General features: G+C 59.7%; 19 protein-coding genes. 8 read left to right on the top strand and 11 right to left on the bottom strand.

Translation table 11 applies throughout. From position 1 onward, the window contains the following. Positions 1 to 499: 499 nt before the first annotated feature. A complete protein-coding gene (locus AC3Y64_RS18155; RefSeq protein WP_489984743.1) occupies positions 500 to 2197 on the bottom strand; it encodes an AMP-binding protein in 1698 nt (565 codons plus the stop codon). A 294-nt stretch (positions 2198 to 2491) separates the two neighbouring features. Here AC3Y64_RS18155 and AC3Y64_RS18160 point away from each other — a divergent pair, with 294 nt between their 5' ends. From AC3Y64_RS18160 to AC3Y64_RS18175, 4 genes are all read left to right on the top strand, one after another. Continuing rightward, entirely contained in the window at positions 2492 to 3655 is a 1164-nt protein-coding gene (locus tag AC3Y64_RS18160; protein WP_489984744.1) for an isovaleryl-CoA dehydrogenase, read from the top strand. Positions 3656 to 3752: 97 nt separating this feature from the next. Continuing rightward, positions 3753 to 5357, top strand: coding sequence for a carboxyl transferase domain-containing protein (locus tag AC3Y64_RS18165; protein ID WP_489984745.1), 1605 nt, complete (start codon positions 3753 to 3755; stop codon positions 5355 to 5357). Between the two features lie 13 nt (positions 5358 to 5370). Further along, positions 5371 to 6186: a gamma-carboxygeranoyl-CoA hydratase gene (locus AC3Y64_RS18170; RefSeq protein WP_489984746.1), complete on the top strand. Its 816-nt coding sequence runs from the start codon at positions 5371 to 5373 to the stop codon at positions 6184 to 6186. Beyond that, entirely contained in the window at positions 6186 to 8135 is a 1950-nt protein-coding gene (locus tag AC3Y64_RS18175; RefSeq protein ID WP_489984747.1) for an acetyl/propionyl/methylcrotonyl-CoA carboxylase subunit alpha, read from the top strand. Before AC3Y64_RS18170 ends, AC3Y64_RS18175 begins: the two co-directional genes overlap by 1 nt. A 40-nt stretch (positions 8136 to 8175) precedes the next feature. On the opposite strand, the gene AC3Y64_RS18180 is transcribed toward AC3Y64_RS18175, so the two are convergent. Continuing rightward, positions 8176 to 8835, bottom strand: coding sequence for a LexA family protein (locus AC3Y64_RS18180; RefSeq protein WP_489984748.1), 660 nt, complete (start codon positions 8833 to 8835; stop codon positions 8176 to 8178). 130 nt (positions 8836 to 8965) lie between these two features. Between AC3Y64_RS18180 and AC3Y64_RS18185 the strand changes: the two genes are divergently transcribed. Both AC3Y64_RS18185 and AC3Y64_RS18190 read left to right on the top strand, forming a co-directional pair. Then, positions 8966 to 9304 (top strand): DUF6124 family protein, encoded by a 339-nt coding sequence (locus tag AC3Y64_RS18185; RefSeq protein ID WP_489984749.1) that lies wholly within the window; start codon positions 8966 to 8968, stop codon positions 9302 to 9304. A gap of 477 nt (positions 9305 to 9781) precedes the next feature. Further along, positions 9782 to 10933, top strand: a complete 1152-nt coding sequence (locus AC3Y64_RS18190) for a M14 family metallopeptidase (protein ID WP_489984750.1) — start codon at positions 9782 to 9784, stop codon at positions 10931 to 10933. 94 nt (positions 10934 to 11027) lie between these two features. On the opposite strand, the gene AC3Y64_RS18195 is transcribed toward AC3Y64_RS18190, so the two are convergent. Together AC3Y64_RS18195 and AC3Y64_RS18200 are read right to left on the bottom strand one after the other, a co-directional pair. Beyond that, positions 11028 to 11573 carry a cytochrome b gene (locus tag AC3Y64_RS18195; RefSeq protein WP_489984751.1) on the bottom strand — a complete coding sequence of 182 codons (546 nt, stop codon included), beginning with the start codon at positions 11571 to 11573 and terminating at the stop codon, positions 11028 to 11030. Beyond that, positions 11570 to 12676, bottom strand: coding sequence for a catalase family peroxidase (locus AC3Y64_RS18200; protein WP_489984752.1), 1107 nt, complete (start codon positions 12674 to 12676; stop codon positions 11570 to 11572). Before AC3Y64_RS18200 ends, AC3Y64_RS18195 begins: the two co-directional genes overlap by 4 nt. A gap of 157 nt (positions 12677 to 12833) precedes the next feature. On the opposite strand from AC3Y64_RS18200, the gene AC3Y64_RS18205 reads away from it, so the two are divergent. Next, the gene (locus AC3Y64_RS18205; RefSeq protein ID WP_489984753.1) at positions 12834 to 13340 is read left to right on the top strand and encodes a sigma-70 family RNA polymerase sigma factor; all 507 of its coding nucleotides are present in this window, start codon (positions 12834 to 12836) and stop codon (positions 13338 to 13340) included. Continuing rightward, positions 13337 to 14074 (top strand): anti-sigma factor family protein, encoded by a 738-nt coding sequence (locus AC3Y64_RS18210; RefSeq protein WP_489984754.1) that lies wholly within the window; start codon positions 13337 to 13339, stop codon positions 14072 to 14074. Before AC3Y64_RS18205 ends, AC3Y64_RS18210 begins: the two co-directional genes overlap by 4 nt. Before the next feature lie 1148 nt (positions 14075 to 15222). On the opposite strand, the gene AC3Y64_RS18215 is transcribed toward AC3Y64_RS18210, so the two are convergent. From AC3Y64_RS18215 to AC3Y64_RS18245, 7 genes are all read right to left on the bottom strand, one after another. Continuing rightward, positions 15223 to 16188: a Csu type fimbrial protein gene (locus AC3Y64_RS18215; protein WP_489984755.1), complete on the bottom strand. Its 966-nt coding sequence runs from the start codon at positions 16186 to 16188 to the stop codon at positions 15223 to 15225. Beyond that, complete coding sequence (locus AC3Y64_RS18220) at positions 16185 to 18545, bottom strand: fimbria/pilus outer membrane usher protein (protein WP_489984756.1); 2361 nt, start codon at positions 18543 to 18545, stop codon at positions 16185 to 16187. Before AC3Y64_RS18220 ends, AC3Y64_RS18215 begins: the two co-directional genes overlap by 4 nt. 52 nt (positions 18546 to 18597) lie before the next feature. After that, positions 18598 to 19386: a fimbrial biogenesis chaperone gene (locus AC3Y64_RS18225; protein WP_489984757.1), complete on the bottom strand. Its 789-nt coding sequence runs from the start codon at positions 19384 to 19386 to the stop codon at positions 18598 to 18600. A gap of 34 nt (positions 19387 to 19420) precedes the next feature. Beyond that, the gene (locus AC3Y64_RS18230) at positions 19421 to 19921 is read right to left on the bottom strand and encodes a Csu type fimbrial protein (protein WP_158954777.1); all 501 of its coding nucleotides are present in this window, start codon (positions 19919 to 19921) and stop codon (positions 19421 to 19423) included. Between the two features lie 4 nt (positions 19922 to 19925). Continuing rightward, positions 19926 to 20462, bottom strand: coding sequence for a Csu type fimbrial protein (locus AC3Y64_RS18235; protein WP_489984758.1), 537 nt, complete (start codon positions 20460 to 20462; stop codon positions 19926 to 19928). Positions 20463 to 20482: 20 nt separating this feature from the next. Continuing rightward, positions 20483 to 21016: a Csu type fimbrial protein gene (locus AC3Y64_RS18240; RefSeq protein ID WP_489984759.1), complete on the bottom strand. Its 534-nt coding sequence runs from the start codon at positions 21014 to 21016 to the stop codon at positions 20483 to 20485. A 105-nt stretch (positions 21017 to 21121) separates the two neighbouring features. After that, complete coding sequence (locus tag AC3Y64_RS18245; RefSeq protein ID WP_158954806.1) at positions 21122 to 21625, bottom strand: Csu type fimbrial protein; 504 nt, start codon at positions 21623 to 21625, stop codon at positions 21122 to 21124. Positions 21626 to 21637: the final 12 nt, after the last annotated feature.

Consider the following 21637-nt stretch of genomic DNA (forward strand, 5'->3'; position numbering starts at 1 on the left):
GAATAAAAAGCAGCAAACCAATAAAAATAAGACGTACCGACTCTGACATAACAAAAACAACACGGCAGAGACGCAGCTAACAGATTTTTTTGGAGAAGGTGTGCTTTTCAGGGTGCTCTCAGGAGTGACCCGCAACCGGGCAGAGAACAATAAAACTACCCTCAGGTAGCTCCCGAATCGGTTGGATCGCTTAGCGAGAAAGTAGATCAGCGCTCAAAAAAATACGTTTGCTCTTGACCCCGGATGGGGGTCGCCAAAAACAGCGGTAAAGGGCCACGGTTGCCAAAAACAACAACAGACCGACCCTCAATAATAAAAAAGAGCACGCGACGACAAAATTAAAGGGGAGCCTCGGCTCCCCTTTGTGCTTTCCGGGATTCCCGAAAACCATACAAAACCCTGTGGGAGCTGGCTTGCCAGCGATTGCGGTGGATCATTCAACATAGATGCTGCCTGACCGGACGCCATCGCTGGCAAGCCAGCTCCCACAGGGTTGTGGTTACCGCTCGATTGTTTTCATTTCCTCAATACTGATCTCGCGCATCCTGAATTTCTGGATCTTGCCCGTCACCGTCATCGGAAACTCTTCCACGAACTTGAAATGCCGTGGCGTCTTGAAGTGCGCGATGCGTTCCTTGCACCAGGTTTGCAACTCCAGCTCGGAGGCGTTGTGGCCGGGGTGGAACTTGATCCAGGCGACAATTTCCTCACCGTAACGCGAGCACGGAATGCCGATCACCTGCACGTCCGCCACCGCCGGGTGGGTGAAGAAAAACTCCTCCAGCTCACGCGGATAAATGTTCTCGCCGCCGCGAATGATCATGTCCTTGTTACGCCCGGCGATATTGACGTAGCCCTCCTCGTTCATGCTCGCCAGGTCCCCGGTGTGCATCCAGCCCGCTTCATCGATGGCTTCGGCCGTGGCTTGCGGATTGTTCCAGTAGCCGAGCATCACGCTGTAACCGCGCGTGCACAGTTCGCCAATGGTGCCGCGCGACACCAGGTTGCCGGCCTCGTCGATGATCTTGCTTTCCAGCTGCGGCTGGGTGCGGCCGACGGTGGTCACGCGCAACTCCAGTTCATCGTTCGGCCCGGTCTGCAGCGACACCGGACTGGTTTCGGTCATGCCGTACGCTATCTGCACTTCGCTCATGTGCATCTCGCTGATGACCCGGCGCATCACTTCGATCGGGCATGTGGCGCCGGCCATGATCCCGGTGCGCAGACTCGACAAATCGAATTCGCCGCGTTGCGGCTGATCGAGCATGGCGATGAACATGGTGGGTACGCCGTAGAGGCCAGTGGCTTTTTCTTCGGCGACGGTTTGCAGGGTCAGTAACGGATCGAAGGCGTCGCTGGGGTAAATCATCGTGCTGCCGTGGGTGATGCAACCGAGGTTGCCCATGACCATGCCGAAGCAGTGATACAGCGGCACCGGGATCACCAGGCGATCACGCGAGGTCAGGCCGATGCTTTCGCCGACCATGTAACCGTTGTTGAGAATGTTGTAGTGACTGAGGGTCGCACCTTTGGGGAAACCGGTGGTGCCGGAGGTGTACTGGATGTTGACGGGTTGATCGAAGTGCAGGCTGTTGCTGCGCTCGCTGAGCTGTTGCGGGGAAGTCTTCGCGGCCATATCAGTCAATTGCGACCACGGCAGGAAACCTGATGGCGGCTGTGCGTCGAGGCTGATCACGCCGCGCAATTGCGGCAGGCGCTCACTGCGCAATTGGCCGATGGATTGTTCGGCCAGTTCTGGCACCAGCCCTTGCAGCATGCCGTGGTAGTCAGAAGATTTGAACGCCCCGGCACTGACCAGCCATTGGCAGCCGGATTGTTTGAGCACGTATTCGAGTTCGGAGCTGCGATAGGCCGGGTTGACGTTAACCAGGATCACGCCGATTTTCGCCGTGGCGAATTGGGTGATGCACCACTGTGCGCAGTTCGGTGCCCAGATACCGAGGCGATCACCGGCCTGCAAACCCAGGGCGAGCAGCGCTCTGGCGTGCAGATCCACCGCATCGGCCAGTTGGCGCCAGGAATAGCGCAACTGCTGATGGCGCACGACGAGCGCTTCACCGTCGGGGTATTGCGCAACAGTCTGATCGAACTGCTGCCCGATGGTCATCGCCAGCAAGGCTTTGTCCTGAGAACCACGGGTGTAGCTGCGCTGCGGGTTTGCACTGGGTTGATCCATGACGACCCCTATTGTCTTTATTTATGGGTTGCCGACGGTCACTTGTCAGAGTGAGCCTGCTCGCGATCTCGATCCATCAGTCAACATTTACCTCGACTGACAGGACGCTTTCGCGAGCAGGCTCACTCCTACAAAAACCAATCAGCTTTCAATCTTGAACTGCCCCTACTCTCGCTCAAGTTGACGTTAACGTAAAGGGTGATTGACAGTCATTCCTCACACGCTTACGTTAACGTAAAGGTGAGAGCTGAGTGGCCGCTCTCCCCACCCTACAAAAAAGCCAAAAGGTGACCCATGAGCTATCCCTCCCTGAATTTTGCCCTCGGTGAAACCATCGACATGCTGCGCGATCAGGTTCAGTCCTTCGTCGCCAAGGAGATCGCTCCGCGTGCGGCGCAGATCGACAGCGACAACCTGTTTCCCGCCGACATGTGGCGCAAATTCGGTGACATGGGCCTGCTCGGCATCACCGTTCCGGAGGAGTATGGCGGTGCTGGCTTGGGTTACCTGGCGCACGTCGTCGCGATGGAAGAAATCAGCCGTGGCTCGGCCTCGGTGGCGTTGTCCTACGGTGCGCACTCCAACCTTTGCGTCAACCAGATCAATCGCAACGGCAACCACGAACAGAAAGCCAAATACCTGCCGAAGCTGATCAGCGGCGAGCACGTCGGCGCACTGGCAATGAGCGAACCCAACGCCGGTTCCGATGTGGTTTCGATGAAACTGCGCGCCGACAAACGCGGCGACCGTTACGTCCTCAACGGCAGCAAAACCTGGATCACCAACGGCCCCGACGCCAACACCTACGTGATCTACGCCAAGACCGATCTGGAAAAAGGCCCCCACGGCATCACCGCATTCATTGTCGCGCGCGACTGGAAAGGCTTCAGCCGCAGCAACAAGTTCGACAAGCTCGGAATGCGCGGCTCCAACACCTGCGAACTGTTCTTCGATGACGTCGAAGTGCCCGAGGAAAACATCCTCGGCGTGCTCAACGGCGGCGTGAAAGTGCTGATGAGCGGTCTCGATTACGAGCGCGTCGTGCTGTCTGGTGGCCCGACCGGGATCATGCAGTCGTGCATGGACCTGATCGTGCCGTACATCCATGACCGCAAGCAGTTCGGCCAGAGCATCGGCGAATTCCAGCTGATCCAGGGCAAAGTCGCCGACATGTACACCCAACTCAACGCCAGCCGCGCTTATCTATACGCGGTTGCCCAGGCTTGTGAGCGTGGCGAAACCACCCGCAAAGACGCTGCTGGCGTAATTCTCTACACCGCCGAGCGCGCCACACAAATGGCCCTCGACGCGATCCAGATTCTCGGCGGTAACGGTTACATCAACGAGTTCCCGGCGGGCCGTCTGCTGCGTGACGCCAAGTTGTATGAAATCGGCGCCGGCACCAGTGAGATCCGTCGCATGCTGATCGGTCGCGAACTGTTCAACGAAACGAAATAAATTTCGTCAGCGGCGAGCTGCAAGTTTCAAGCTGCAAGAGAACAGCTTTGACTTGCCGCTCCAAGCTTGCAACTCGTAGCTGCTTACGGAGTAAGCCATGATTCTGCACACTCAGCTCAACCCGCGTTCAGCGGAGTTCGCCGCCAATACTGCGGCGATGCTCAAACAGGTCGACGCCCTGCATACCCTGCTCGCCCAAGTGGCGCAGGGTGGCGGCGCAAAAGCCCAGGAACGTCACACGTCTCGCGGCAAATTGCTGCCGCGTGAACGCATTAATCGCTTGCTTGATCCGGGTTCACCGTTTCTGGAAATCAGCCAACTGGCCGCCCACGCCGTGTATGGCGAAGACGTGCCAGCCGCCGGTGTGATCGCCGGGATCGGCCGGGTTGAAGGCGTTGAATGCATGATCGTCGCCAACGATGCGACGGTGAAGGGCGGTTCGTACTATCCGCTGACCGTGAAAAAACACCTGCGCGCGCAGACCATCGCTCAGCAGAATCGTCTGCCGTGCATCTATCTGGTGGATTCCGGTGGCGCCAACCTGCCGCGTCAGGACGAAGTGTTTCCGGATCGCGAGCACTTCGGACGGATCTTCTTCAATCAGGCCAACATGAGCGCGATGGGCATTCCGCAGATCGCTGTGGTCATGGGCTCGTGCACTGCCGGCGGTGCCTATGTGCCGGCGATGGCCGACGAAGCGATCATGGTGCGCAATCAGGCAACGATTTTCCTCGCCGGCCCGCCGCTGGTGAAAGCCGCGACCGGTGAAGTGGTCAGCGCCGAAGACTTGGGCGGAGCCGATGTGCACTGCAAGATTTCCGGGGTCGCCGACCATTACGCCGAGAGCGACGAACATGCCCTCGCCCTCGCCCGCCGCAGCGTCGCCAACCTCAACTGGCGCAAGCTCGGCGAAGTACAACAGCGCGCACCGATTGCGCCGTTATACGGTAGCGACGAGTTGTACGGCGTGGTCTCCGCCGACGCCAAGCAACCGTTCGATGTGCGCGAAGTGATTGCGCGACTGGTCGACGGTTCGGTATTCGATGAATTCAAGGCGCTGTTCGGCACCACACTGGTCTGCGGTTTCGCCCATCTGCACGGTTACCCGATCGCGATTCTGGCGAACAACGGCATCCTCTTCGCCGAAGCCGCGCAGAAAGGCGCGCACTTCATCGAACTGGCTTGCCAACGTGGCATTCCATTGCTGTTCCTGCAAAACATTACCGGCTTCATGGTCGGGCAGAAATACGAGGCCGGTGGCATCGCCAAACACGGCGCGAAACTGGTGACGGCGGTGGCTTGTGCGAAAGTGCCGAAATTCACCGTGATCATCGGCGGCAGCTTTGGCGCCGGTAACTACGGCATGTGCGGACGTGCTTACGACCCGCGCTTCCTGTGGATGTGGCCGAATGCGCGGATCGGCGTGATGGGTGCCGAACAGGCCGCTGGCGTGCTGGTGCAGGTCAAGCGTGAGCAGGCTGAACGCAGCGGGCAGGCGTTCAGTGCCGAGCAGGAAGCCGAGATCAAGCAACCGATCCTCGATCAGTACGAAGAACAGGGTCACCCCTACTATTCCAGCGCACGACTGTGGGACGACGGCGTCATCGACCCGGCGCAAACCCGCGATGTGTTGGCTCTGGCCTTGTCTGCGTCGCTGAACGCGCCAATCGAATCGAGCCGCTTCGGCGTGTTCCGGATGTGATCGGGAGAATCTCATGAGCGACTTCAACACCCTCGAACTGCACAGCGACCCACGGGGTTTCGCGACGCTGTGGCTCAACCGCGCGGAAAAGAACAACGCGTTCAACGCCGAGATGATCCGTGAACTGATCCTCGCACTGGACAAAGTCGCCAGCGACGCCAGCCTGCGTTTCTTGCTGGTGCGCGGCCGTGGCAAGCATTTCAGCGCCGGCGCTGATCTGGCGTGGATGCAGCAATCGGCCGAACTCGATTACCACACCAACCTCGATGACGCCCGTGAACTGGCGGAGCTGATGTACAACCTCGCCAAACTGAAAATCCCTACCGTGGCCGTGGTGCAAGGCGCGGCGTTCGGTGGCGCGCTCGGGCTGATCAGTTGCTGCGACATGGCGATCGGCGCCGATGACGCGCAGTTCTGCCTGTCGGAAGTGCGTATCGGTCTGGCGCCGGCGGTGATCAGTCCATTCGTGGTGCAAGCGATCGGCGAGCGTGCAGCACGGCGTTATGCCCTGACTGCCGAACGTTTTGGCGGTCAGCGGGCGCGAGAAATCGGTTTGTTGTCCGACAGCTATCCGCCTGCTGAACTGGATGAGCAAGTCGAACAATGGGTCAACAATCTGCTGCTCAACAGCCCCGCCGCCATGCGCGCCAGCAAGGACTTGTTGCGTGAAGTCGGCAACGGTGCACTGACCCCAGCCCTGCGCCGCTATACCGAAAACGCCATCGCACGCATCCGTGTCAGTCCTGAGGGTCAGGAAGGCTTGCGCGCCTTTCTGCAAAAACGTCCGCCGAGCTGGCAAGCCGCACCCACCACCAAGGAGTCGCGTTGATGAGCGCACCTGTTCTCACCACCCTGCTGGTGGCCAACCGTGGCGAAATCGCCTGTCGCGTGATGCGCACCGCCAAAGCGCTGGGCCTGACCACCGTCGCCGTGCACAGCGCCACCGACCGCGAGGCGCGACACAGCCGGGAAGCGGATATCCGCGTTGACCTGGGCGGCAGCAAAGCGGCTGACAGTTATCTGCAAATCGACAAGCTGATTGCGGCGGCCAAGGCCAGCGGTGCGCAGGCGATTCATCCGGGCTACGGCTTCCTGTCGGAGAACGCCGGATTTGCCCGTGCGATCGAAGCAGCCGGGCTGATCTTCCTCGGCCCGCCCGCCTCGGCAATCGACGCCATGGGCAGCAAATCCGCCGCCAAGGCGCTGATGGAAACCGCCGGTGTGCCGCTGGTGCCGGGTTATCACGGCGAAGCGCAGGATCTCGAGACGTTCCGCGCTGCCTGCGAGCGTATCGGCTATCCAGTGCTGCTCAAGGCCACCGCGGGCGGCGGTGGAAAAGGCATGAAAGTGGTCGAGGACGTCAGCCAACTGGCCGAAGCCCTCGCCTCGGCCCAGCGTGAAGCACAGTCGTCGTTCGGCGATTCGCGGATGCTGGTCGAGAAATATTTGCTCAAACCGCGTCATGTGGAAATTCAGGTATTCGCCGATCAGCATGGCAATTGTCTGTACCTCAACGAGCGTGACTGTTCGATCCAGCGTCGTCATCAAAAGGTTGTAGAAGAAGCGCCGGCACCGGGCCTGACGCCTGAACTGCGGCGGGCGATGGGCGAAGCGGCCGTGCGCTCGGCGCAGGCGATTGGTTATGTCGGTGCCGGTACTGTGGAGTTTTTGCTGGATGCGCGCGGCGAGTTTTTCTTTATGGAGATGAACACGCGACTGCAGGTTGAGCACCCGGTGACCGAGGCAATCACTGGTCTGGATCTGGTGGCCTGGCAAATCCGCGTGGCCCGTGGTGAAGCGCTGCCGATCACTCAGGCGCAAGTACCGCTCAACGGCCATGCGATTGAAGTGCGCTTGTATGCCGAAGATCCTTCGAACGATTTTCTGCCGGCAACCGGACGTCTGGACTTGTATCGCGAGTCCGCTGAGGGGCCCGGGCGTCGAGTCGATAGCGGGGTTGAAGAAGGCGATGAAATCTCACCATTCTACGACCCGATGCTCGGCAAGCTGATTGCCTGGGGTGAGGATCGTGAGCAGGCGCGCCTGCGTTTGCTGAGCATGCTGGACGAATTCGCGATTGGCGGATTGAAGACCAACATCAACTTCTTGCGGCGGATCATCGCGCACCCGGCGTTCGCGGCGGCGGAGCTGGATACCGGGTTTATTCCGCGGTATCAGGAGCAATTGCTGCCTGTAGCGGGCACATTGAGCGATGCGTTCTGGGAGGCCGCGGCTCAAGCGGTGGCGCAGAGTCTACCTCAGCTTGCGCGCCTGGATGACCCCGCTTCGCCGTGGTCAGTGAACAGCGGATTGCGCGCGGGTCTGCCGCGGGAAGTCACGCTGCATTTGCGGTGTGAGGGGCAGGATCGGGCGCTGACGCTGAGTACCGCTGGCCACGCCAAACTGGCCGGCGAGGATCTCATCGTTGAACACGAAGGCGTACGTCGCACGTTGCGTGCTATCCGCCAAGGCGATGCGCTGTACTTGCAATGGGAAGGTGAGTTGCGTCGAATCGAGACGTATGACCCGATCAGCGCCGTCGAAGCCAGTCAGAGTCATCAGGGCGGGCTGACTGCACCGATGAACGGCAGCATCGTTCGGGTATTGGTCGAGACCGGGCAATCGGTCGAAGCCGGCGCTCAGCTGGTGGTACTGGAGGCCATGAAGATGGAGCACAGCATCCGCGCGCCCCACGCTGGTGTAATCAAAGCGCTGTATTGCCAGGAAGGTGAAATGGTCGGCGAAGGCAGCGCTCTGGTTGAACTGGAAGCAGTGTGAAGGGATGGATCGATCCTGCGCCTGGCGAGGATCGATCTGACTAGTAGCGCGCCGTTGCCTGAACCACGACACCGATGATTCGACATTCTTCGGTGAACAGGGTTTTCGGCCAGGTCGGGTTGAGCGGCACCAGATAACGCTGGCCGCTCTGCTCGTCGAGTTTGCGGAAAACCGCTTCCTCACTGTTCGGCCACTGGGCAATCACCAGTTTGCCCGGCACCACTTCCGCCTCCGGGTCGACCAGTATCAGCATGCCTTCGGCAATGCTCTGGCCTGTCGGCGCGGTCATCGAATCCCCCGTCACTGTCAGCCAGAAAGCCGCGCCACGGGCGTGGTAGTCCGTCAGTTCGAAACGCTGCTTATCCGATGCCGGTGTGTAGGCAGACTGCCCGCTCTCGCGTACCTCGCAGGGCGTACGCCAGTCACTGACCGGGTAACGGAAGTACGGGTTGTACTTCTGCGCCAGCGGCATATCGTCCTCTGGCTCCAGCGGCGGTTCGCGAATGACCAGCACCACTTCGAGGAAATCCATCCCCAGTGCGTGCAGCACGCGGTTCATTTCCGTGATACCGGGTTCGCGACGTTTGTTCAGCCAATGGCCGATCCCGCCCTGGGACATGCCGACGCGCTCTCCGAGCTCTGTTTGAGTGATTTTGAGTTCACTCATCTTGGCCTTGACCAACTCAATCCATTTATCCATGTGCGGCACCTTACGCGGACGCCTTCGGCCAGCAAAACACATATTGTAGTATTTAAATTCTGGTCACAACTACGTCACGTATTATGCTGAGAGCACGGATTTTTCATCGCACAAGGAGTGACCTCTCATCATGAATATCAGCAGCAAAGACTTGCCCGACCTGCAAATGGACACCACGTTCACCTCACCACAAGGCAATGCCGCGGCGCAGCGGGCGCTGGACTATTACTTGAAACCAGCTGTGTCAGAACCCGAGGTGGATGAGCGCTTTTTCGACGTGAGACGCCATCTCAGTGGCGAGGAAGCTCTGGTGCATGCTTCCGACCTTTTGCGTTGCGCTGCCGCCACTGCTTTCAAGGCAGCAGAAAACCTGCAAGGCGCAAGTCGCGACCTGGCGTTTTCAGTGGTGCACATGGTGGATATGGCGCGAGCGATGGTCGACCATTCGCTCGATGGCGAAGAAGCGTGAGGAACGGCATTGGGACGACAGGAAAGAATTTTCCAATCGAGCAGATAAAAACATTTGACTTGCAAATGATAATGATTATTATTGCAAGCAGCTGGTCGCGAGATCAGTCGATGGACCAGAGACCTTAGGTCGGTCTTCTGGACTATCTCCTCATCAGGCTAATCACGGTTTTTGACCCGGCTTTTTGCCGGGTCTTTTTTTTGCCCGTTTTTCGGGCTTATGGCTTCAGGCTAATGAAGTCTTTAGATGCTGCAAATTCGATGGCGCGGATAATATCAAAAGAATATCGGTTGGCAAGCCGAGCCCGGCCACATTGGGGCAAACTAATGACAATTAGCACTTGAGAATCAATCGCACAATCTCTAAGCTTCTTGCGCGTCATGGAGGACGCCCCCGCCACAACCCGCAATTCCCCTCGGTTTCACCCCTTCCAGCGTGTAAAGTAACGGCCATAAAAATCCTATTCAGGAAGTGATTATGACCGTGGCCAAATCTTCGTTCGACATCAGCGCCAATTTCGACAGCGGCAACATTCAAGTCATCGATATCAGCAACCCGCTCAATCCAGTGCTGGCCATCCGCCCGGATACGCGCAGCGCCCATTTCCAGTGGTTCCACTTCAAGGCCAGCGGCCTGCATGTTCACCAGGAACACTGGTTTCGCCTGGTCAACGCCAGCCAGTCTTCCTATAACAAAGCCTGGACCGGCTATCAGGCTGTCGCTTCCTACGACCACGTCAACTGGTTCCGCATTCCAACCAGTTTTGAAGGCGACAGCCTGCGCTTTTGCCTCGAAGCCGAGCAAACCCACGCCTGGTTCGCGTATTTCGAACCGTACAGCCGTGGCCGTCACGACTGGCTGATCGAGCAGGCGCTGACCAAGGCCGGCACCGAACTGCTGGCCACCGGCAAAAGCGTCGAAGGCCGTGACATTCAACTGCTGCGCAAAGGCACAGGCGCTGAAGGGCAACGCAAAATCTGGATCATCGCCCAGCAACACCCGGGCGAACACATGGCCGAGTGGTTCATGGAAGGTGTCATCGAACGCCTGGAACGACACGACGATCCCGTGCTGAACAACCTGCTGGCCAGTGCCGATCTATACCTGGTGCCGAACATGAACCCGGACGGCGCCTTCCACGGTCATTTGCGTACCAATGCGATGGGTCAGGATTTGAACCGTGCTTGGCAGAACGCCAGTCAGGAAATCAGTCCTGAGGTACTTTTCGTACAGCAGCAAATGGAAAAGTATGGCGTGGATATGTTCCTCGACGTACACGGCGACGAAGAAATCCCCCACGTATTCACCGCCGGTTGCGAAGGCAATCCAGGTTACACGCCGCGCCTCGAAAAGCTCGAGGAACACTTCCGCAACCATCTCAAGCACACCACCAAGGATTTCCAGACCAAGTACGGCTACACCCGCGATGAACCGGGTCAGGCCAACATGACTTTGGCCTGCAACAGCGTCGGTCAGAAGTACGACTGCCTGGCACTGACCCTGGAGATGCCGTTCAAGGATCACGACGATCACCCCGACAAAGAAACCGGCTGGTCGGGCAAGCGTTCCAAACAGTTGGGCAAAGACGTACTGACCACTATCGCCGACATGGTCGACACCCTGCGCTGATCCCTCCCCGCTCTTTCAAAAGATCGCAGCCTGACTGCGATCTTTTGCTTTCTGGTGCTTCTGCTGACGTTTGCCAGCAGGGGCGCCCAACCGATTAGCTGCGATCGCGACCGCGCAACATGCTGTCGAGCACTTCGTCGCGGCGTACCCAGCCATGAAACAGTGCCGCCGCCAAGTGCAGCAGCACCGTCAGGAACAGCAGATACGCCAGATAGCCATGGGCTTTTCGCAACAAGGCAAACAACTGCGCATCAGCTGGCACAATCGAAGGCAGTTGCAGCGTGGTGCTGAGCATCACCGGTTCGCCCGAAGCGCTGATCATCGCCCAACCAAGCAATGGCAACACCAGCATCAGCGCGTACAGCAACAGATGCGAAGCCTTGGCAGCCAACACCTGCCAGTCCGGCAGATCCGCTGGCAGCGGCGGCTGCCGCGTGGCCAGGCGTACCAGCAAACGCACGATCACCAGCGCCAGAATGGCGATCCCGAGGGGCTTGTGCAGATGGATCAGCCATTCATGCCGCTCCGAGACGGAGGTAACCATCCCGGCACCAATAAACAGCATGGCGATAATCATCAACGCCATCAGCCAATGCAGCAGGCGCGCCAACAGCGCGAAATGCGTCGGTTGAGTTCTCATGGTCGAGCCTCCTGTTTGGCGGCGGGCAATTGACTGACTTCACTGGTGCGACGCAGATAGGAGTCGGCGTAACCGGCAGAACGCGCGGCGAGCAATGGATCGTCGGTGCCTTGAATGCCCGCAGGCAGGACTAGCGGATCGTAATTGATGTCGCGGCATTCGCCGCTCAGCTGTGGCTGGGTTTTCTCCAGGACCAGTGTGCCGGCGTTTAATACCTTGCGCCCGGCGGGCCAGGTTTTACTCGCATCGTTGACCGGGTCATCGGGGTTGGCCAAGGTGATGTTCAACTGAAAACGCAGCGGTGCAGCGGCCAGTCGTTGCACCAGATCTTTCTCGAGAAAATCACCGCCCTCGGGCGCTGTGGCACCGGCGGCATCTTGAGCCAATGGCGTCATGCTCCAACGCACGGCCTGCTTCTTGCCGCTGGCGTCGACCAGATAAAACGCATTGACGCTATTGTAGGTTTCAGTGGCGAAACTGGCCGAAGGCTTGGCTGTTTTTACCCAAGTCAGAAACGGAACGGCTTCCGGGTGCGAGGCAAAAAAAGCCGGCACCTTGCTTGGGTCCGGTTTACCGGTCGCGGGATCCGGCGACTGCGCCTGCTGCAACTGATAAAACGCCTCGGGCGTACCGACCGGGAACACCGGCATGCTGTTCATCCCGGTGCGCCATTGCTGACCGTTCGCCTGAGTAAATCGCAGTGCCAGACTGCGGATCGGTACGCTGCTGTCGGGTGCATAGGGATTACCCGCCGGCAAGGCAAAACGCCCCACCACCGGCGTCTGCGGCTCGTTGAACACCTGCGCGACCGAGAACGCCCGCGCCTCGCCACTGCTTTCGAAATGGCCGATCACGCACACGCCTTTGGCATGATTGCGGCGAAAGCCGGGATGCACGCCGTTGTTCTTCTCCAGCACATCAACCAAGGCTTTTGGCGTCAGACGCTGTGGGTCAAAGTTACCGTGAACGTAGGCAAACGCCCCGGCCACAGCAGCGACAACCACCGCAATGCCGCCCAGACGCACGATCAGACTCGCAGTGCTCAGCGGCGGACGTTGCGGTTGGCCGGGCGGCGCCGCATTGGGGGATGAGCGATCAACCATGAAAGACTCCAGGGCCATCGGCCACAAGTAGGAAGAATCAGCAAGACGCGCCTCATCAGGGTTTATTCCACGGCTCGGTATTTATTTTTCCGAACGTGGAATAACCTGCAGCGGCGGACGTCTCCCTAGTCCACAGCGTAGTGACTAGTAGAATTTCATGAGCGAATTCGACGAACAGTTGAGAGAAATCATTCCCAGATTGCGCCGCTTTGCCGTGTCGTTGACGCGCAACAGCAGCAGCGCTGACGATCTGGTGCAGGCGAGCCTCGAGCGGGCACTGTCGAGTTGGGGTAATAAACGCACCGACGGTGACCTGCGTGCCTGGCTGTTTGCGATCCTGTACCGGCAGTTTCTCGATGCCCATCGCCGGTCGCGACGCTATGCGCGGATGCTCGAATTCTTCACCGGACGTGACGATGCCGAACCCTCGGTGGAGCGCACGGTGATCGCTCAGTCGACCTTGCAAGCCTTCGACCGGTTGCCGACCGAGCAGCGCGCCCTGCTGTTGATGGTCTCGGTTGAGGGCCTTTCCTATAAAGAGGTCGCCGAGATCCTCGGCGCCCCGATTGGCACCGTGATGTCGCGCCTGTCCCGCGCCCGCCAGGCCTTGCGCCAACTCAGCGACGGCGAAATCAGCAGCCCTTCTTTGCGGATACTCAAATGATCAGCCTGCCTCCCAACGAGCATGACCTGCATGCTTACGTCGACCACCAACTCAGCGACGCCGACCGGCGTGTGCTGGAAACCTGGCTGGCAAGCCATCCCGACGAAGCCGCACAAGTGCGCGCCTGGCAACAGGATGCGCAGCAATTGCGTGCGGCACTCGGCGGCGCGTTGCAGCAGCCGGCCAATCCGGCGCTGGATCCGACGCAGATTCGGCAGCGCCGCCAGCGCCAGTCACGCCGCCACCTGGCCAGTGCGGCGGTGTTGCTGATCGCAGTCAGCGTCGGCGGCTTCAGTGGCTGGCAAGCCCGCGAGATGACCCTCGTGCGCCCTTCCCTGCTACCGATGACCGACGCCTTGCAGGCTTATCGCCTCATTGCCCAGCAAGGCCTGTTGCCCGCCGACTACAAGGTCGACAGTGACGGCGACATGCAGCATTGGCTCGATCGTTATTTCACTCGCGCCAGTCGTCTTCCCGATCTGACAGCGGCCGGATTTGAGCCGGTCAGCGGGCGGTTGCTCAGCACCGATGAAGGCCCGGCGGCGATGGTCATGTACGAGGATCGCAGCGGACACAAAGTGAGTTTTTACGTGCGTCCGCCAGGGCCGAAAAACACCTTTTTGCCCCGAGGCAGCCGCAGTGATGGGGATTTGCAGGCTGAGTACTGGTCGGGTGGCGGGTATAACTACGCGGTGGTCAGCCCTGTCGAACTCAAACAGACGCTGCAATTCTGAAAACACTGCATCACGCCTGTGGGAGCTTGCCCTGCAAGCGATGACGGACATTCAATCGCATCCATGGTGCCTGACACGCCGCCATCGCCAGCAGGGCTGGCTCCCACAGGTTGATGGGTAGAACACAAAATCCGAGTACAGCGCGGATCAGTGTGGGAACTTGCCCTGCAAGCGATGGCGGTCGTTCAGTCGCAGCCGTAGTGTCTGACACGCCGCCATCGCCAGCAGGGCTGGCTCCCACAGGTTTATGGGTAGGACACAAAATCCGGGTACAGCGTGGATCAGTGTGGAAGCTTGCCCTGCAAGCGATGGCGGAAATTGAGTCGCATCCGTAGTGTCTGACATGCCGCCATCGCCAGCAGGGCTGGCTCCCACAGGTTTATGTGTCGATTACAAAGTCTGAGTACAGCGCGGATCAGTGTGGGAGCTTGGCCTCCAAGCGATGAAGGACATTCAGTCGCATCCATGGTGTCTGACACGCCGCCATCGCCAGCAGGGCTGGCTCCCACAGGTTTATGTGTCGATTACAAAGTCTGAGTACAGCGCGGATCAGTGTGGGAGCTTGGCCTCCAAGCGATGAAGGACATTCAGTCGCATCCGTAGTGTCTGACATGCCGCCATCGCCAGCAGGGCTGGCTCCCACAGGTTTATATGTCGATTACAAAGTCTGAGTGCAGCGCGGATCAGTGTGGGAGCTTGCCCTGCAAGCGATGACGGACATTCAGTCGCATCCGTGGTGTCTGACATGCCGCCATCGCCAGCAGGGCTGGCTCCCACAGGTTTATGTGTCGACTACAAGATCCGAGTACTGCGCGGATCAGTGTGGGAGCTTGCCCTGCAAGCGATGGCGGTCGTTCAGTTTCATCCGTTGTGTCTGACACGCCGCCATCGCCAGCAGGGCTGGCTCCCACAGTTTTATGTGTCGATTACAAAGTCTGAGTACAGCGCGGATCAGTGTGGGAGCTTGCCCTGCAAGCGATGGCGGTCGTTCAGTCGCATCAATTGTGTCTGACGCTCCGCTATCGCCAGCAGGGCTGGCTGCCACAGGTTTATGGGTAGAACACAAAATCCGAGTACAGCGCGGATCAGTGTGGGAGCTTGCCCTGCAAGCGATGGCGAACCTGGCTCCCACAGTAGAAAGGGCGCACTTAAAAACCCACATCCAGCACCACATTGTCCAGATAAGTACCCGCCGGCGGTGTGGTCTGGTCGGTGTAGATTTTCGCGTTGTAGTTGAAAATCTGGCTGCCCGTACCGAGCCCGTTGCCGGGATTGACTTCCGCATCGCTGCTCGCCCGGCGTCCGCTGCCGACACTGCCCCAGCGCGTCGTCCCCGCACTTTTGAAGATGTCGTAAGCCAGATAATTGCTCCCGGAAATCATCCGCCGCCGGCCGCCGACGCTTACCGCGTTCTGTCCATCGCTCAAGCCCACGGTGTAAGCACTGCCCTTGGTGCAGGCCAGATTGATGGTCTGCCCGGTCACCGGTGTGAATGCGCTGACCACCGGCGCACTGCCAAAGGCAATGTTCGGCGCGGTAATCGTGCAGTCGTTGGACACCGTCAGATTCACAGTCAACGAAGTTGTACCGCTGGCGATATCGCGACCGATGCAAATGGCGCCAATGCCGATCCCCGAACAGTAATTCCAGTTCCAGAAAATGCTCAGGGTCTCTGTGTAAACCCCGGCGGCGACATTGCTGCCAATCGTGGTGCCAAGGTAAAGCGGCACGGTTTTCGGTGTCGTGCCGTTGAGCAGGCCCAAGGCATCAATGATTCCGTTGCGGGCGAAATCATAAGCGGTGCCACGGGTCAGCGGATAACTCGTGCTGTTATTGGCGTAGATCGTGTAACCGATGACATCGCCGGTGGGCCCGACCAAGCCACTCTGGGTCGATGAAACGGTGCCCCAGAAGTGATCATTACTGGTCAGCAACGACAACAGCGAACCGGTGCAGCTCAATCCGCCATTCAACGTGGAACTGGGTTGTGAAACGGTGCGCACGGCAATCGAACTGATCGTGCCGAACGCTGCCGGCGTGGTGCCGACCACCGAACACAAGGCGTGCGCCGCGCCCGGCAATACCAGCACCAGCCACAATAGAAGCCTGATCACTGACACACCAACGGGCCGATCAGCGGCACCTGATTCTGGTTCACATCAACATTGAACTGCGCCCGACAGGTTGCTCCATCGGCAAGCGTGACCAGCAGCGAGTTCTGCGCCGCGAGGTTCTCCAGATAGACCAAACCGTCCCAACCAACGACCGTATTAGTGCCGCTTTGCTCATGCAACACGCCTGCGCCCAGCGGTAACTCATGTTGTTGCGCGTCGACCAGCACAATGCTCGCGGCAATCACCCGGTTCAACGGAAACTCCAGCAGATAGCCGCTGCCGCGACGCACGGCAATGCGCTGTTCGACGTTGGGGCTGCGCACATTCGGCGGCAGGTTCAGCGGATCGATCTCATATTTGCCGCGGTAATAGGCGCTGCTCCACGGCACCAGCAAATGGCCGTTCTTATCCGTCTGACCGACCTGCTGATTCTCGTACCGTACCGGAATGTCGGCGAAACCATCGGTGCTGACCACCACAAAGGCGTCGTCGATCCGGTTGGCCGCGAACACCTGCTTATCCATCCACACTAGCGAACCACTGGCGTCAGCCCAGCGCGTTTCAGCGTCCGAAGTGCCGTACACGCCAGCCTGCAACTGCACCGACTGCAAACGCCAAGTCACATCGGCCTGACGATAATCGGCGCCGTCACCCTTCGCGTAGCCCAAGTTGAAACCTACCCCACCCTCGGTGGGCACCGCGCGGCTGTAATTGACCCGCTGCTGGGTTTGCCCGGTCTTGCTGCGCTCGCTGCTGATCGCCAGGCTGCCGCGCAGATCGAACGGAATCACCAGTTGCGCCTGCACCGCCCAGTTGCTGTCGCCGATTTCACGGTTGGCCGACAGGTAGAAACTGCTGTTACGCCACAACGGTTTGCTCCAGCTCAGGTTGAGCAAACGCGTGCGCGAATCATCCGCTGCGCGCACATCGAAATAACCCGCGCCAAGGCTGCCCCAGCGATCAAGGTTGAGACTCAACGTAGCCTGTTCACTACGGCGGCTGAGGCTAATGTACGGCGTGTCGACCACGGTCAGATCGGCATATTGATCATGGCGCTGCAAGCGCTGATAGGAAAAGCTGAAGCGCTGGTTGCTGTACTGATAACCGAGACTCAGTTGCTCACCGCCCTCGCCCTCGAAACGGCTCTGGCTGACGGCGCTATTAAGCACGCCGAAATTGCCCAGCCGCAGGTTGCCACCGAGACCACCCAAGGTCAGCGAGTCAGACGCTTCGGCATGGCTTTCCAGGGTGAAACTGTCACTGACCCCATAACGCAGACTGCCGGACGTGACACCTGGGCCATAGTTGAAATCCTTCAACCCGTAATCGCGGCGCAAGGTCCCCGCAGCTACGGAGAAATCGCTCAGACCCTTTTGCAGCAAAGTGCTGGTGACGTAAAACGGCACCGTGGTCGACACCTGTCGGCCCAATGCATCAGTCGTCACCACGACGGCTTCGCCAGCACCGTTGATGAACGGAATGTTGGTCAATGTGTACGGCCCTGGCTGCAGATCGGCGCTGCTGGACTTGTAGCCATTGATGAACAGATCGACAGAGGATGGTACTGCCGCTTCGCCGGCAAACTGTGGCAGTGGATAGGTCACCAGGTCCGGGCGCACGGCAAAGTCCCGAGAAAATTGCACGCCGCCCAAACGTACTGAACTGCTCCACGGCAACGCACCGCTGATGACATCGCCCGCCTCGTAGGTGAGCATCCGCTCGTCATCGGAGTAACGCCAAGTAGTGTCGTAGCGCAGGTAACCATTGTTCATCGAGCTGAAGGAATCAGCGCTCGACAACGTGCGCCGGTATTGCCCGGTGTTGGACAGCGTGCCCCAACTGTCGAACACCCGGACTTCGTTCCAGGCTGCCAGATAGGTGCCAGCATCGTCAGTATCGTTGAGATACAGGTCATAGTTGAACAGTGCGCCGAAACTGCTCAGCGCCGGGGTGCGCGGATAGGCCTCTCGATTGCCGATGAATTGTTCCGGCAGCCAGTCTGCCGGCACTTGCAACAGCAGACGCTGGCCGACACCGTCGTATTCACTGTGCAGCCCCGGCAGGCAGTCGAGGTCGACTTCGCTGCCCGTGCCATCGGGCAGTTTCATCCCGGTTTCGCGCAACGCTGTCGTCGGTACGAACAGGCGCCCGCCACGCTGCTCCACTGCCACCACCCGCCCGGTATTCATCTGGTTGACCACCAGTTCCAGAAACAACTGTGCATCACTCACGGCCTCCATACCGCTGGGCGGTGGCGGCAGGTCGCCGGCCCCGGATGGTTGAACGAACACCAGGCAAAACGCGCCGGTCACAAGCCATAACGGACGCTGAAGACGGCGAGCCCATAGCGGGCTCATACACGTTTGACGTCCATCAATGGACTGAATCCTCCTGAAATCGCCGGCTCGATCAGCGTGCCGGGGTAATGCTCTGCACCTGCGCAGCACCGTTGACCCGCACCTGCAGCGCCGACTCACCGGCCAGTGGTCCCGGAGCCGGCCAGCGCATCACCGCTCCCGGTAACACATAACCGAGCAAACCTTCGGCCAACGGTTTGTTCTGCCCGCCTTGTTTGATTGCCACGTCGGTCAACCGCGCATGCACCGCGCCTTGATTGCGCACTTCCACATACGGCTTGCCATCCACCACCGCCGTACGCCAGCTCAACTGCGGCAAACCCACGCCCTTGGGATCTCGTGGGCGCGTGCTGTCTTCCTTGCTCCAGAGTCCCGCGCCATAGGCAAACAACGGCACCGAATAACGCATCTGGAAACGGATCGCGGCGGCGGTTTTGCCACCTTCGGCAGTGGCCGGTTGAGCGGAGGGAATTTCATCGATGATGATCCGGTAGGCCAGTTCCTCCCCCGGCGGCACGTCCTTGGTCCGGGTCAGGCGCACCAGTTGTTTTTGCCCCGGTTCGATCCTGGCCACCGGCGGACTGCCGATCACGTCGCGCTGGTTCTGGTATTGCTCCCCGAAATCACTCTGGCTCCAGCCGAACACGCGGATCTGCAGGTTGGCGGTTTCATTACCGCGATTTTCCAGCCACAACGCACTGGCCTGTTGATCGGCTTCCAGCACCGGATCGATAGGCCAGATCAGCACCGAACTGGCGGCACAGGCATTGCCCGCCGCGAGCATGACCAGCGCCAACATCGCGCCCTGCACGAGCGAATGCCGTGACATAACTGCCCCCATAAACCTGCTCCTTGTCGGTCACTCAACCTTTGCCTCACCACGACAGTTGCACCTGCAACACATCGCTGTACGTCCCCCCGGGCTGATTGCCCGGCAACTGCACCTGACCGTAAATCGGCAGGCGGATGTTGTTCGCATCGCTGTAGGCCACCGCGACGCTCTGACCGATGCCCAGACTCTGGCTGTAGGCGGCATCGCGAAACAGCGCATACGCCACCCGCGCACTCCCGCTGCCGACCTGCATATGCCGGCCGCTGCTGTTGTACTGGCCGCCATCGACACTCATGTTCAACGTCACCCCCGGTGTGCATTGCAACTGCACCCCACCGGTCAGTGCGACCTGCACCGTGCCAGTGGCCAGGGCTGAACGAGAACCGAAATTCAACCCGCCATAGTTCGAGACCCCACCGACGACCAGACACCCCGCCGTCACCGTGGCACTGACCTGAAAGCTCTGGCTGGTCGCTGCGGTCAGCGGCAGCGGCGCACTGCCCGCGCATAGCAGGAGCAACGCGGCGCAAGCATGGCGGCGCATGGCATCAGAACGTCAGTTCAACGGCGACGGTGTCGGTGTACGTCCCGGCTGGCAAACCCGCCTTGCCCACCGCCTGACCGTAAATGTTCACTGTCTGCGCCACGCCGGTACTGGCGGCGAGGTTGATCGTGCCGTCGATGGCCAGCAGTTGCGAATGTCCGGCGTCGGTATACAAGTCGTACGGCACGTAGTTGGCGACACCGTCAAACAGCGCTCGCGTGCCTCCAGGTGATTTACCGTCATTGGCACCGGCGCGTACCTTGACCGTCGGTGTGGTGCCGCTGGAGCAAAGAATCGACAACGCGCCACCACCGCCGCCCAGCACTTGCCCGGTCGCGGTGGTAAACAGGCTGTTGGCAGTGCCGAAGTTCAACGCACCGAAGTTCAGGCCGGTGGAGCCGCCGGCGCCGTTGACCTGGCAGCTGCTGATCAGGATCAGGCTGGAGGTAATCTGGCCAGTGACGGTGGTGGCGGCATGCGCACTGGAAACCAGTGTCAGGCCGAGCAGCGACAAACCTATCCTTGAAGCAATCCTACGCATGGTGTCCGTCCTCTACAGGGTTACCAGTCGAGCGTCACCGTCAAGGTGTCGGTGTAGACACCTGCCGGAACCGCGCGGGTATTCGCCACCACCGAGCCAAATACCGGAATGGGTATCTGCGCACCGCTGGTGACAGCGAAATTGTGTTGTTGGCCGATGCTGTAGCTGCGCGCCCCAGAGGGATCGACAAACAGCTGATAGGGAATGGTCTGGCGGCCATTGCTCAGGCGCCGGGTATTGCCGTCACCGTGGGTGCCGCCGTCGATGGTGACGGTGAAGCCGGTGACCGAGGGGTTGCAGGCCACATTGAGTTTGCCGCTGCTGTCACCATCAAGACTGGCCTTGATTGGCGCATTCCAGGTCGGACCCTGCTGGCCGAAATCAAGCGTCCCGAGCTCGCTGATCGCGCTGGCGGGATTGCTGGCATTGGTGACTTCGCAGCCGGCGATCAGGATCAGTCGCGCATGGATCTGCCCACTGACCGCCGCTTGGGCATCATCTGCGAGCAGCGCCAGTGTTCCTGCCGCCACGACCATCCAGTACTTGCCTGTCATTGTGTCCGTCCCTACTCCTTCAGCGACTCCAACCCACGCGCTCATCATTGAACGCCCTTCCATGTGCAATCCGAATCCAGCGGATTGCCAATCAACACCCGGCGATCACCAGGTGACGGTGACTTTGACCAGATCCGAATAGCGACTCACCTGCGGCACTTCGGCAAGCCGTTCGATCCGCGCGTACAACGGCAACTCCACGGTGCCGCTGTCCGGCACTCGCCCGCTGACCGGTACGTCCACAACCAGAGGGACGCGCCGCGCCGCGTCCTGAAACAGCCGATAAGGAATCGGTTTGCTGCCTGCCGAACCGGCCATGTAGCGAACCTCACCTACTCCACCGTGCAAACCGCCGTCGATACGCACCTGATACGGGGTGTCCGGGTTGCATTCCAGCCGCGGTAACCGGTGCTGGGTCAGCGCCGCACTCAATGGCCCGGCCGGGTCATCAAGACGTGCGGTACTGCCAAAATCCAGCACACCGAGCTGTTCGATACCGGCGTCACGTTGCTGGCCGATCAATTGGCAGCCACGCTGCACATCGACCCGCACTTCAACTTGAAGATCCGCCGCGTATACAGGTGCAACGAGCACACCCAGCAGGCCCATGACCGCTCTTGC

The organism is Pseudomonas sp. 4CAES_32.4 (genome assembly GCF_058136335.1).